Origin of the sequence: Fodinibius salicampi (genome assembly GCF_039545095.1) — a bacterium.
In the GTDB taxonomy this organism is placed as follows: Bacteria; Bacteroidota; Rhodothermia; order Balneolales; family Balneolaceae; genus Fodinibius; species Fodinibius salicampi.
The window spans coordinates 459,779-472,338 of sequence record NZ_BAABRS010000001.1 but is presented as its reverse complement, the minus strand read 5'-3'; the positions used below and the strand labels follow the sequence as shown (position 1 = coordinate 472,338).

The 12,560-nt window shown below is 40.5% G+C and carries 10 protein-coding genes and 1 tRNA gene; 4 read left to right on the top strand and 7 right to left on the bottom strand.

Going from position 1 to position 12,560, the window contains the following annotated elements; genetic code table 11:
• The first annotated feature begins 6 nt into the window (after window positions 1-6).
• A complete protein-coding gene (locus ABEB05_RS01930; protein WP_265787039.1) occupies window positions 7-1,509 on the top strand; it encodes a TrkH family potassium uptake protein in 1,503 nt (500 codons plus the stop codon).
• A 13-nt stretch (window positions 1,510-1,522) separates the two neighbouring features.
• Here the strand turns inward: ABEB05_RS01930 and ABEB05_RS01925 are convergent, their stop codons facing one another.
• Together ABEB05_RS01925 and ABEB05_RS01920 are read right to left on the bottom strand one after the other, a co-directional pair.
• Window positions 1,523-4,027 (bottom strand): efflux RND transporter permease subunit, encoded by a 2,505-nt coding sequence (locus ABEB05_RS01925; RefSeq protein ID WP_265787037.1) that lies wholly within the window; start codon window positions 4,025-4,027, stop codon window positions 1,523-1,525.
• Between the two features lie 58 nt (window positions 4,028-4,085).
• On the bottom strand, window positions 4,086-4,847 hold the full coding sequence (locus ABEB05_RS01920; protein WP_265787035.1) for a DUF3047 domain-containing protein: 762 nt from the start codon (window positions 4,845-4,847) through the stop codon (window positions 4,086-4,088).
• A gap of 167 nt (window positions 4,848-5,014) precedes the next feature.
• Here ABEB05_RS01920 and ABEB05_RS01915 point away from each other — a divergent pair, with 167 nt between their 5' ends.
• From ABEB05_RS01915 to ABEB05_RS01905, 3 genes are all read left to right on the top strand, one after another.
• Window positions 5,015-5,998 carry a hypothetical protein gene (locus ABEB05_RS01915; RefSeq protein WP_265787033.1) on the top strand — a complete coding sequence of 328 codons (984 nt, stop codon included), beginning with the start codon at window positions 5,015-5,017 and terminating at the stop codon, window positions 5,996-5,998.
• Between the two features lie 123 nt (window positions 5,999-6,121).
• Window positions 6,122-6,862 carry a glycosyltransferase family A protein gene (locus ABEB05_RS01910; RefSeq protein ID WP_265787031.1) on the top strand — a complete coding sequence of 247 codons (741 nt, stop codon included), beginning with the start codon at window positions 6,122-6,124 and terminating at the stop codon, window positions 6,860-6,862.
• Window positions 6,863-6,941: 79 nt separating this feature from the next.
• Complete coding sequence (locus ABEB05_RS01905) at window positions 6,942-7,772, top strand: sulfotransferase family protein (protein ID WP_265787029.1); 831 nt, start codon at window positions 6,942-6,944, stop codon at window positions 7,770-7,772.
• A gap of 40 nt (window positions 7,773-7,812) precedes the next feature.
• Here the strand turns inward: ABEB05_RS01905 and ABEB05_RS01900 are convergent, their stop codons facing one another.
• From ABEB05_RS01900 to ABEB05_RS01880, 5 genes are all read right to left on the bottom strand, one after another.
• Complete coding sequence (locus ABEB05_RS01900) at window positions 7,813-9,246, bottom strand: capsule assembly Wzi family protein (RefSeq protein WP_265787027.1); 1,434 nt, start codon at window positions 9,244-9,246, stop codon at window positions 7,813-7,815.
• Window positions 9,247-9,259: 13 nt separating this feature from the next.
• Window positions 9,260-10,282, bottom strand: coding sequence for a hypothetical protein (locus ABEB05_RS01895; RefSeq protein ID WP_265787025.1), 1,023 nt, complete (start codon window positions 10,280-10,282; stop codon window positions 9,260-9,262).
• 67 nt (window positions 10,283-10,349) lie between these two features.
• On the bottom strand, window positions 10,350-10,967 hold the full coding sequence (locus tag ABEB05_RS01890; protein ID WP_265787023.1) for an MlaC/ttg2D family ABC transporter substrate-binding protein: 618 nt from the start codon (window positions 10,965-10,967) through the stop codon (window positions 10,350-10,352).
• A gap of 1 nt (window position 10,968) precedes the next feature.
• Window positions 10,969-12,357 carry a TolC family protein gene (locus ABEB05_RS01885; protein WP_265787021.1) on the bottom strand — a complete coding sequence of 463 codons (1,389 nt, stop codon included), beginning with the start codon at window positions 12,355-12,357 and terminating at the stop codon, window positions 10,969-10,971.
• Between the two features lie 112 nt (window positions 12,358-12,469).
• Window positions 12,470-12,556: transfer RNA gene (locus ABEB05_RS01880), tRNA-Ser, on the bottom strand.
• Window positions 12,557-12,560: the final 4 nt, after the last annotated feature.

Sequence of the window (12,560 nt, the reverse complement as noted above, 5' to 3'; positions counted from 1 at the left end):
TTCTTTATGGCTAATCGTTTCAGGCATCCCCATATTAACTTCCTTAACGTTTTGGGAATTTTGGGTGCTTTTATTTTCTATTTAGGCTTTGCCCTGCTGGCTCCCATGTTTATTGATCTCATTTACGATGAGGGGATTTGGCACACTTTCCTTTATTCCGCTTCTATCGCCTTTATTTTGGGGGGAGCACTTTATTACTTTTTTAAACCCGAAGAAGAGTTACGCATTCGGGAAGGATTCCTGGTAGTAAGCCTTACCTGGCTTTTCCTGTCGCTGGTGGGTGCCCTGCCCTTTGTGATATCCGGTATTTTGCCCAGCTATACCGATGCCGTCTTTGAAACCATGAGTGGTTTAACAACTACCGGTGCCACCATCTTTGGAGGAGAAACAAGCAGTGGATTTCTCAATCCTAATATCGAATCCCTGCCCATGAGCATTCTTTTTTGGCGATCACTCTCTCACTGGCTTGGTGGCATGGGTATTATTGTGCTCACTCTGGCGATACTCCCTCTTTTAGGGGTAGGTGGAATGCAGCTCTTCCGGGCGGAGTCCCCTGGGCCTACCACAGATAAACTTACACCTCACATACAGGAAACAGCCAAACTTCTCTGGGAGGTGTATGTCGCTTTTACAGGCTTGGAGTTTTTACTCTTATGGGTACATCCATCGATGGATTGGTTTGAAGCTATTAATCACGCTTTTGCTACCCTTGCTACCGGAGGTTTTTCAACCAAAGATGCTAGCATTCAGGCCTTTGATTCGGTCTATATCGACTCTGTTATCACTTTATTTATGTTTCTGGCAGGTATTAGCTTTGCCATGCATTTCCGTCTTCTTCGCGGGGACATAAAATCCTTTTTCAACAATCGAGAAACCCGTTTCTATACGCTTATTACACTGATAAGTATTTTTATCGTTAGTCTTTCTCTCTGGCTTTTCAACGAATATTCTGTGGGCGATGCTCTTCGATACGGTTCCTTTCAGGTTGTTTCTATTGTTACTACCACCGGTTTCGGTACTGATAACTATGAACTTTGGTATTCCCTGGGCAGCGTTTTCCTTTTTCTGCTCTTTTTTACCGGGGGTTGTGCCGGTTCAACCGGTGGCGGAGTAAAAATGATCCGATGGCTGATTATTATCCGCAATACCTTCAGAGAATTCAAACAGATGGTTCACCCAAAGGCCGTACTTCCTATCCGAATAGGTGATAAAACCATCGATCATCATATCCAACGCACAGTTCTAAGTTTTTTTGTCCTCTATCTGATTATTTTTGGATTGGGAGCTTTTATAATTGCAACTATGGGCTTTGACCTGGAATCAGCTATTGGAGCCAGCATCGCCTGCCTTGGGAATATTGGCCCCGGTTGGGGAGAATTTGGCCCAACTGATAACTATGCCCAAATACCTTATATCGGAAAGTGGGTTCTCATCTTTATGATGATGATCGGTCGCCTTGAGCTATTTACCGTTCTACTTATTTTTACTCCGGCCTTCTGGAAGCAATAAATAGAGAAAGAATCTAGTAGTAAATCCAATTACGGTCTTCAAGCCATTGTATCAAGGCCGGCAGAAATGTCAACGCCGTTACCAAGGTCATTCCTATACCGATAACCGCCATACTCCCCAGTGATTGCAATCCCGGATGAGAGGTAAACAAAAGGCCTGAGAATCCAAGTATAGTAGTCAGTGAGCCAACCGTGACATGCTGTCCCGTACTTGAAAGCACCTCCCACATGCTCCCCCCCTCTTCCCTGAAGCGGTGAGCCAGATGCACGCCGTTATCCTCGCCAATTCCAAGTATAGCAGGTAATACCACTAAATTATAGAAGTTAAACATCATGCCCGTTAACATCATTATTCCGAATAATATAACGAGTCCTACAACCAGCGGAAGCATTGCTATTATAGCCCAGCGAAAAGAACGAAAGGAAACAAGCATCAGAAGGAATACAACCAAAAAGGTAGCTCCTACCATATAAGGACTTTCACTGCGCATCAGATCAAGCATTTCTGCTGCGATGATAGAAGTACTGGCAGCATAAAAAGTTTCTCCACTATCTAGCGTTATTTTACCAATATCCTCCTTAAAGGCAATCGATTTTTCTCCATCTGAAAGACCAACACTTGGGTAAACGATCACAAAGTTGCCTATTTCTCCCTCTTTTGTGACAAACTGACTCTTAAAATAGTCTGGTATTTGATCAATATGTAACCGAGTTTTGGTTTGAGCAGCACGGCGGAGTTTATTCAGCTGAGGATCATCCTGTTCTCTGATAAAAGGATCGTTTAACAGCTCACGAATTTCTGCTATTTCCTTTAACTTTTGATTCGCTCCCTCTTCCGTCGGGGGAAAACGCTCCGGCAGTGCCTCAACATCCAGAATGGTAGGACTGGTTGTATCCGTTTCCATCTTGTGGCGGATTTTCTCCAAAATATCCAACACCTGATGCTGATTATCCGCCAAAATATAGGCTGGATTGCGCTTATTTGACTGAGAAACCTCTCCTGACAATTCAATGAAAGCCTGATACTCTGGAAATTCTGGCTCGAGCTCCCCAAAATCATACTGGAAACCCAAATGCTGATGATTTATCCCAACGGCTAAGACTACCAAAAGTCCCGATAATACGATTGACCGTGCCATCGGAAATCGCGTAAATAATGTAGTGCTTGACGACTCATAGGCTTTGCTGTTTGTATTGAGAAGTATCCAATTCCAGCGCTCGCATATTACAAGCAAGGCAGGCAGAACAAAAAGCATACAACTTAATGCCAATATAATGCCTGATCCTGCAATAAAGCCAAACTCTGAGAACCCCCGGAACCGTGCGATAATAAGCACAAACAGTGAAAAAGCGGTAGTAAGTCCGCTTACAACAATAGCCGAACCGGTATTATCATACGTTTCATGGAGGGCATCTAAAATCGATTTTCCTTTCGAACGAAATTCGATATAACGGGCATAAAAGTGAATCCCATAATCAATACCCATCCCAAATAAGATGACAAATAATACAGAGGTCATGGTATTTAGAGTTCCCAATGCGAAATAGGTGATCCCAAACGTCCATGCCAGACTGATAATCAGGGGAAGGCCGATGACTACAACAGGAACCGGCATTCGAATAAGATGTTCCCAAAGCTGATGTTCCTTTTCTTCGGCATCTCCTCTTCGATAGTTTATGTACTTTTTAATGGAGAAGTAGAACATCACCAGAAGAATAACTCCCGAAATGCCCGATGCAAAACTTTTAAAAACATCCCCCATGATAGAATCAATTTCCGAAAGATGCCGTTTAAGCCGCCCTCCATATCGAACCTCCATTTCACTATTATAGCTTTCGGGACTCATTTCCGTTACAAGGGAGTCATAAGATGCAAACATGCTCCTCAGATAGCTGAGATTACTCTTAGAGCCGGTAGGCAACAACTGGAACATCATAACCGTACTATCCGGACTGATGGGATACTCAGAGGGAATGAGCGATTCATAGCTTTCCTCAAAATCACTTAGCTCTTCACTTAATTCCTCTTCATCATCCTCTTCAAAATCCACAAAGAACGGACTTGCCTGTTCTTTAGCGGACTGTATCTCATCTTTGAGATACGACTTAATATCTTTAAGCTCATTAGGATTGGCAAAATAGAGCGCATTATCTCTGAGAAAAGAAGTTTCCTTATGAAACACAACACGTTCAAAATATTGGCGGTTACGAGGAGTATCCCTCAGCTCCATACTTTCAGATATTAAATCCTCGGCAAACCGTTTATTATCCTCAAAACTGGGAGACTTGATCGCCACTTCCATTGGTGTTTCACCTCCAACTGTTTCCTGCAACTCTTCCAGTGCTTTAACATGGGGATTACTTTTGGGCAATAGGTTCGCAAGGTCCGTATCTATTTTGAGCTGTACGGCGTAGTTCCCCAATACAGCAGCCAACAGTACCGTTATGCCAACGATCCAAAAAGGATACTTATAATTTAGTTTTATTAGAGGACGAAAAAAGTGTAGGATCTTTTCCATTAACAGTCGAAAATCAGATTTTACAAATCAGCGATGAAGTTAATCATTTTAATCATATTTATTTAGTCTGCTCGGGCAATAGTTTAATATCATCGTAATCGGCTTCAGCCCAGGAATGAGTGCTGTCACCGTCACTTAGGATGAGAATAGCTATTGGATTTTTAGGCGGGTCATCACCAAATAATCGTCGATAATCTTCTACAATATTACGCTTAAAGGTAATCCATTTTCCTGTGCGTTCATCTCCTGATTCTACTACTACCACTTTTTGATTACCAAAAAACTTAGAAAGTTCTGTGCCTTTTTCCAATGTAGAACTCCAGGTATATCGTATGGTTTTGGGTACTTTTTTCACTAAGGCCACTCGTCCCATGTCAAACGCCACATAAATACTTGCAACGGAATCATTATAGCTATCATCGTCTTCCCGGGCATTTTCAGGAAGTTTGTATGCACGTACCTTCCAGGAAAGAATAGGCGTTTCAAAAATATTAATGCCATAAATATTTTCACGATCCTTATTAATTAATGGAAGGCTCAAATGCATTGCACGACGGCCGCTATATTTTAAATACTTATTGCCCCCCCTTCCTTTTACAACCTCATATTTATATTTTTCCCGCTCTTCCTCGGAGAATTCAGTGACTGATTGTTCCCCTTTTTGGTTATACCACTTATGTGGCAATGTCCCGATTTCATCGTTTTCAAAATTTTCAAGAATATGGCCTTCTTCCAACATCCTGTTACTACTCCTACTCTGGGCATTTGAATAATGAAACGTTAAAAGTAGGATAATAGTGATAGCGGTAGCTTTTCTCATAAATGATTTTTATCAATATTCATTTCTCTTATCAACGAATAGTATGCTCTAATCTTGCCTACGAAAAATTCTTATCTATTAGGTCAAATACTTATTGAATTAAATACTCACGAAAATATACTGTATATTTAGCCGCCTAAATTAAGCAATAGCCATACTTGATAAAAATGAGTTTTAGTTCGTTAACAGGTAAAATAACTGAGTTTTTCAAAACAGAGCGCGGCAAGTTGATTCTTAAATGGAGTCAGCATCTTATTAATGTCGGTGTATTAGTATGGCTGATTTATGAGCTGAACAAAATAGGCTGGCTTAAAGTTTGGCAATCCTTTCCCAGCCAACCGTTATTTTACATTCTTTTTCTTTTTCTCTTTTTCCAGCTCCCTCTCTTTGAAGTGCTTATTTATCGACTTACCTGGAAATTTGATTCTCTTAGGTCCATTCCAGTCTTTTTGGTAAAACGAGTTTATAATAAGGATGTCTTAGGCTATTCTGGAGAATTTTACTTCTTTGCCTGGGCAAAAAATACTCTCGATTTATCGGGATCGGAGATTTTTAAAATCATTAAAGACAATAACATAATCTCCTCTGTTGCCTCTACCCTTCTTTCAATCGCCCTGCTTTCCATTTTTCTTTTTACTGACCAGATAAAAATTATGGAATGGATCGCTAATCAAAACCAAATGTATTTTATAGGGGGAGGACTCTTTTTAGTACTCATCATTTTTATTTTCGTCAAATTTCGGCACTATGTCATTTCAATGCCCATAAAGACAGCTTATCAGATTTTTGGTATTCAAATGGTACGGTTGTTACTGGTACAAACCGTTAACTTGCTCATGTATATAATTGTACTTCCCGATATTCCACTGTACATATGGTTTACGTACTTAGCAATCGAAATCATTCTTTCTCGCATACCCTTTCTGCCGAATCGCGATCTTATTTTTGCAAGTATTAGTATTAGCATCGCAGGTGATTTGGCCGTTGCCGAAGAATCAATTGCCGGTATTATGCTGGCAAAAAGTGCGCTGAATAAGATAGGTAATGTTGCAGCTTTTGGATTGTCAAATCTATCTAAACAAAGTGACGTCGTTCCGGAACCTCAAAAAAACATGGAAACATTATCCGATTTTAAAGATTCAAATGAATAAAGAATAGATTAAAGAAAATCTTTCTATAGCAGTCATTATTTACCAAAAAAATAGATTACAATTACTTTGCAAAAGAACAATAACAAAACTATAGATTCATCTCTACCGAAAGTCAGTTGCGTAATGGTTACAGCTGACCGGAAGGAATTGGTTAAACGTTCTATTGAATGCTATCGGAAGCAGACATACCCCAACAGGGAATTAATCATTGTAGATGATGGAGAGGAAGATCTGCATGATGTATTGCAAGTTCTGCCCTCTTCACAACTAAACTATGTAAAACTCCCTTCCAAACCTGACAATACTTTGGGCAAGCTGAGGAATCTTTCATTGAAAGAAGCAACAGGACAGTTCATAGCCCAGTGGGATGACGATGATTGGTACCATCCCGAACGAATTGAAAAACAGGTTAACACACTCCTTAAAGGGTATGACGCCTGCTGTCTTTCCGGCACACTAATGCATCTGAACGTAGAGCCATATAAGAACCAGCCCTATATTGGACATCTACCCAACGGGGTTCCGGGAAGCATTATGCACCGGACAAATTTTGACATCAAATATCCCCATACAAAACGAGCTGAAGACACGGTATATTTAGAAAAGTGGATGGAAAAACGCTATTTACAACTTCCCGACAAATATTCTTACTTATGCATTCGGTGCTATCACGGATCAAACACCTGGGGAAAGAATCACTTTTTAAGACGTATCCGAAACAACCCAAAAGACGCAATTCTTTATCTCTGGTATAAAAAAATTAAAGGAGACCTTTTCAGTCATCCGAAGTTTTCTCTTCCTCCACAAGCAGAAAAAGCATTTCAGCACTATATAAATGACTCCAGACAACTGGAATTATTGTAAAGCAGATAAGCAAACTTGTTATCATAACCCTGATAGCTCATGCTTAATCACGATTAGCTAAAACACTCAAATAATAATAATGCAAAGGTTATTTCTGGTTGGATGCCCCCGTTCTGGAACTACTTTATTACAAAGTATGCTAAGTTCTCATCCAAAGGTCATTTCTTTTCCGGAAACACACCTATTGTCGCACACTATTCCGGTAAATCCAGTCTTACGATTTTTAAAAATCTATGGATCGACCTCCCGCTCTGTTTTGCTTAGAAGCATGATAGATCTGGGACTTAACAGAGAACAAGTATTCCAACCAAAATCCGTAATTTTCAGATCCGCTGCATGGGTTAATGTTATTTTGGAAAATATTGACCGCTTAGCGAATCACCTTGCGGAAGAAAATTCGGCTTTTTGGTTGGAAAAAACCCCCCGTCACTTGCGCTACATTTCTCTAATATCAAAAGCTGATCCAGATAGCAGGTTTATCCATATCATCAGGAAAGGGAAAGAGGTTGTTTCAAGCATGTACTTTGCCACCCAAAAGCATCCTGAGCAATGGGGCGGGGAGCGATCTATCGAAAAGTGTGTCTACTGGTGGAATAGAAGCACAAAATATTCGAAGCAATATTTAGGTTCGCAAAAGCATCTATTTATATCCTATGAACAATTGGTAAGCGAGCCTGAAGTAGTACTTAAGGCTTTCTGTAAAAAGACAGGACTTCCCTATTATCCGGTGATGATTCAGTCATACCATGAAACCGCCTCTACACTTATTAAAGAGGAAGAAAAATGGAAAAAGAAGAATACTTCAGCCCAACTGTCCAGCTCTAAGAAATTTGATCTATTGCCTGATAAGGACCAAAAATACATCGAAAAAAATATTGCTGATTTTCCTTATCGGTCAATACAATTTTGATCTGAGACGTATCAGTCAAATCGGAATCGTCAAATGACGATCAGTTTCCAAAATCCAACTTTAGTCCCACCTGCATTCCCCACCTATTTTCTGAGTAGAGTTCTCCAATGTCTGCAGCAACAGCAGCAATAGCACTAATTCTATGCTCTGGAATTAACTTATATGACCCACTCAACAGAACTGAATATTGATCTATCCGCAATTCTTCCAATGGCGTATAGGGTGGCTCTTCCCCTTGCATAATGACTGTACCATAATTGCGCGAATAGGTGAAAAAGGCTTTATAACTTAACCGGTTTGATGGCTTTCCCTGTAGCCCAATATGATGGGCCACAATCATATTATTTGATATCTCTCCCCTCCCCTCAAAGTGCTCATTAGGTCCAATTAATAATAATGGATTTCCTAAAACTCTACCCTCGTAAGACCAACCCGACCGATAAACACCATTGTGATAGTATCCCGACCTTCCCGGGGGATCTCCTATCCATGAGTTTTGACGTTTGGTATTCATATGTTCCCATAGGAGTTCAGTAACAATCCCTTCCTGGTCATCAAATTCTATTCCTGCGCCCCATATACCATCCCACGGGCTTCGAAACCGCAAGGCAACCTTATCCTCGAGGTAGAACAACCGATAGACTTTAAGGCGAAAATGGGTAAAATTAATACCGGCTTTAAAATCGTAAGCTCCTACCGAATTCCCAATGACATTGGCAGTATCATTTGCGGGTGCATTATTCCCTATTGCTGCTTTGCCACTCACTACTCTTAGAAAATCTGAAAAAGACGATGGAAGTTCCCCAAACCGTGGGTGAGTGCCTCCCCACATGACGTTATGTATAGCACCTGCGGTCAGGTCAAACCGAGGATGATTATATTTAAGATAAAAATATTTTTGGTGCAGGTAGGGCCCGTCAATATGACGATCATCCGTAAACCAGCCGTGACTCATCATCACATCTAGCTCCAGACGTTCCCGGGTTCCGGGTATATGGGCAAAACCTGCCGTACCCAAACGAATTTTTGGTACAGGTGTGGCATTCCGACTAACCATCATCGAACCCATGGATAACTCACGATCATTTAGCCCAATAGGATCATAATATCGCCCCCCTTTTAAAGCCACTCCCTTGTAGCGCAGTTCACCAAAAAGCTGGGTAAAGAAAAGTGCAGTCTGCTGAGAAATCCGCCCGTTCATATTGAATCCACTCCTAAAATGAAGTTCTTCTGAACTATTAGAAACGGAATAAGTGCTATAAAATCGATTTATAAAGTTAGAAGAGGAAGCATCAACCCTTCCATCTGTATTAGCATACAGCCAAAAAGGAAGTGCTTCTGATAAGCCCAGATAAGCCGATGTTTCAAGTCCATATTCTACCTTCTCTTGCTGAGCTTGACAAACATCAGCAAGGAAAAGAATTAAAAAAAATGATAGAATGATACCATATATCTGATAAGAACATTGGTCCATATTGATCAATAGGTTAACCGTAGTTTACCAAGCGATCCTTCCCCTCTATCAGGCTGCTGAATTTCTCTTTTTTAAGGGCATTCCACATTCTATCGGCAAAAGCAAAAAACGGCTTTTTTTGATGATACCATCCAAAATGCAGGCAGTAAGGGGTGGTCTCTAAATAGTCACCTTTTCCAGGAATAAGCGAAAATAATTTTATCAGAAATCTTCTCAGCCATTTAATCTTTAATCCCCGTAAATTGTATACAAAGCTATCACAATAGTATTTGCATACTACATATTCAAAGTCATCATCATGTGAGGTTAAATCCCCTATATAATCCAGTTGTGGACTGGTATGTCCCTGTAGCCAGGGATAAACCGGCAAGTTCAGTTTCGACATTGCCATAGCCATACTCCACTCGCAAGATTCTTCACTGCGGCCCTGTTCCAATGTTCTGCTTCGAAAGTGAGTCTCATCTTTTCGATTGAGCATTTTCTGGGCAAAATCACATACTTTTTTGGTAAGAGTAAAATCCTGTGCATAGATCATACCCGTTTGGACGCGACTCAAATAAGTCAGGCCAAAATGATTGAGCGTACGGCGGCGACGACGTAAAATAATATCTGCTATAATCCCAATATTTTTCGGTCCCCCAAAGAAATTATCTGAAACTTGGGTTCCTGTGATAGTAAAAGGATGGGGCTTAAAGGACTGCCATAAAGAATCCGGGTTTTTACACCAAATAATATCACTGTCCAAATACATATTCCGCTCGAAGAACATATATTCATGGATATTATGCTTAAATCCCACGATGGAAGCATGTTCCGGTGACATAATATGAATTAGATCAAAGATGCCACTTAAATTACGCTCTTCGAGTATCCTTTTATGCTTCTCTTCACAAACAAGGGCAACGGGTCGCTCATCATCATAGCGTCTCAGCGAAATAACCGAAGCAACGGCGTGCTTAAGATATTTTGGATGGCCGTAAGTTGTATATATATACCCCTCAGGAGCTAGATTTTTCTTTTGGACAGACCTTAGCATAGACAGTTTTTATATAATTTGGGCTAAATATACAACTATTCTTGTCAAATTTTAAAACCTCTCTGTCCTATCGGGCTGCCCGTTTACGGAGCGTCTCCATAAGTGAATCAAACCCTTTCTTGCGAATAATTCTCTGAAACTGTCGCTGATAAGAACCAGCTGTTGATACATCGTCAATAATCATATCTGTTACCACCCACTGCTGCGTACCGTTTTTCTCTTCATACTCCAGTTCGTAACCTACAGGCGTACGGACCTTATCCATTTCCGCAATAGTACTTACAAAAGCACTATCTCCCTCTACCGTTATATCTTCGTAGGTTACTTTTGCACGATAAATATCCAGCTTATTTAATGACTGATCACGAATGATCGTTGAAAATAGATCGACGAATTCATTTTGTTTATCAGCGGACAACTCATCATAAGTATCTCCCAGAGCGAATTGAGCCATTTCTCCATAATCTATATTCCCGTTGATTATATTTTTGAGTTTCTCCCGTTGCTCATCAGTATACTCGGTTCCTTTAGGCCCCAATAAGGCCTTAATTTCCCGATCCCGTTCTTCGAAAAGCTGTTTGATGTCTGAAACATCTCTTTGCGCCCATCCATCTACGGGTTGCACAAAAAGTATACCTAATAATACAATGAGTGATATGCGGAAATAATTTTTAAAAAACTTCATATTAATCTTCATTATTAAAAATTGGTGTTAACGGCAAACCGGACTTACGATGTAATTCAAGCATATCCGTATTAAAATCATAGATATCACGCCTTTTTTGTACTCTCAGTTCAAGTTCTTTCTTCATGGCATCAATCAGATCTTTGGTATTGCCTATGTCAAAATCATAGTCCAGTTGTTCCTGACGAAGCCACTTCTTGCTAATTAGAAGAGCTTCATCGGTGTTCTCCACTTTAGTTTTTGAAAGTGAGGCATTTTTATAAGCCTCATTAAGTTCTAATTCAATACCATCAACGGCCGCCTCCCTTAAATATTTTGTCTGGCGATATTGTAGCTGCCTTCGCTCTACATTAGCATTCATACTTAAAAAATCCAGATTCTGTCGTATAATTAAGCCAAATGATGCTGAAAGGTAGTTGGCATTGTTAATGATAAAGGGATTGCTCTGGCGGGGCCGATTGGGAGTATTGGCAAAACTTCCGGACATACCAAGAACCAGTGCGGGATAGTTTCTACTCTTTTCAGCTTCCAAACCATACTCAGCCGCATTCATCCCCGCTTCGATCGCTTTTATTTCTGAACGATTACTAACGGCATTCATCCGGTAGTAATCAAATTCCCTTAATTCCCCGGTAACAGGATCCAAAAATGACTCCTCCGGAATAAAAAGTGTATCTTCTCCTGCCTGTAACACATAGTTCCATATTCGACGTGTCATTTGTGCGCTTTCCCGAACTTCAGCCGCCCGACTGGCGAATTCCGATTTAAAAATTCTAAACTTAAAAAAATCAGATTCATCAAAATCTTCAGCTCCCTCCTCCTGTTTCTCTTCAAGCTGTTTCTCGATATCCTTAATAGTATTAGTTGCTTCCTCTAGCAATCGCATAATTTCATTTGTCAAGATATGGCTTTGGTAAAGCTCTATTAAACGAACTTCCAAATCCGATTTTTGCTGTTCAAACTGCTCTTTTGCCGCTACTGCAGCTGATTTGGCTGCTTTTACAGCATTACTTAGCGCTCCCCAAGTAAAAAGAGGTTGCGCCGCACTTACTTCGGCCCGGGTAAATACCGCCCAATCTTCCCAGTCATTTTTAAGATTTGGATCCAAATAATATTCATCTTCACTCAAATCATCGCGTTGACTAACAACACCCGGCACTACTCCATGCTGGGTACTAAATTCAAATGAAGGCAAATAACGTTTGGCATTTACCTGGTCAATCTGGTTCTCGGCTAAATGTATTTTTTGCTGTTCATAATCAAGTTGTGAGGCATTTTCAATTCCCCGCTCAATAAATTCCTGCATTGATACCCGCACGGTATCCTGAGCAAAAGTTCCATACGAACAGAAGAATAAAAGTAATACTAAAACAAAGGTAGTTTTCTTCATAGCGGTGAAGTATCTATTCAATGAGAAGTTCGATTGATAAACGTTTGTCCATCTCTTTTTATTTAATAAAAAATAGCCTCTCCCTAATGGAAGAGGCTATACCTTATCAGAGCGGAGGGAGAGGGATTCGAACCCCCGGAGACCATAAGGCCTCAACGGTTTTCAAGACCGCCGCATTCGACCACTCTGCCATCCCTCCAGTA

Coding starts and splice junctions, on each gene's coding strand:
- ABEB05_RS01900 (WP_265787027.1), bottom strand. CDS start 9,246: ATGGACCAATGTTCTTATCAGATATATGGTATCATTCTATCATTTTTT.
- ABEB05_RS01920 (WP_265787035.1), bottom strand. CDS start 4,847: ATGAGAAAAGCTACCGCTATCACTATTATCCTACTTTTAACGTTTCAT.
- ABEB05_RS01895 (WP_265787025.1), bottom strand. CDS start 10,282: ATGCTAAGGTCTGTCCAAAAGAAAAATCTAGCTCCTGAGGGGTATATA.
- ABEB05_RS01905 (WP_265787029.1), top strand. CDS start 6,942: ATGCAAAGGTTATTTCTGGTTGGATGCCCCCGTTCTGGAACTACTTTA.
- ABEB05_RS01925 (WP_265787037.1), bottom strand. CDS start 4,027: ATGGAAAAGATCCTACACTTTTTTCGTCCTCTAATAAAACTAAATTAT.
- ABEB05_RS01930 (WP_265787039.1), top strand. CDS start 7: ATGGCTAATCGTTTCAGGCATCCCCATATTAACTTCCTTAACGTTTTG.
- ABEB05_RS01885 (WP_265787021.1), bottom strand. CDS start 12,357: ATGAAGAAAACTACCTTTGTTTTAGTATTACTTTTATTCTTCTGTTCG.
- ABEB05_RS01910 (WP_265787031.1), top strand. CDS start 6,122: ATGGTTACAGCTGACCGGAAGGAATTGGTTAAACGTTCTATTGAATGC.
- ABEB05_RS01915 (WP_265787033.1), top strand. CDS start 5,015: ATGAGTTTTAGTTCGTTAACAGGTAAAATAACTGAGTTTTTCAAAACA.
- ABEB05_RS01890 (WP_265787023.1), bottom strand. CDS start 10,967: ATGAAGTTTTTTAAAAATTATTTCCGCATATCACTCATTGTATTATTA.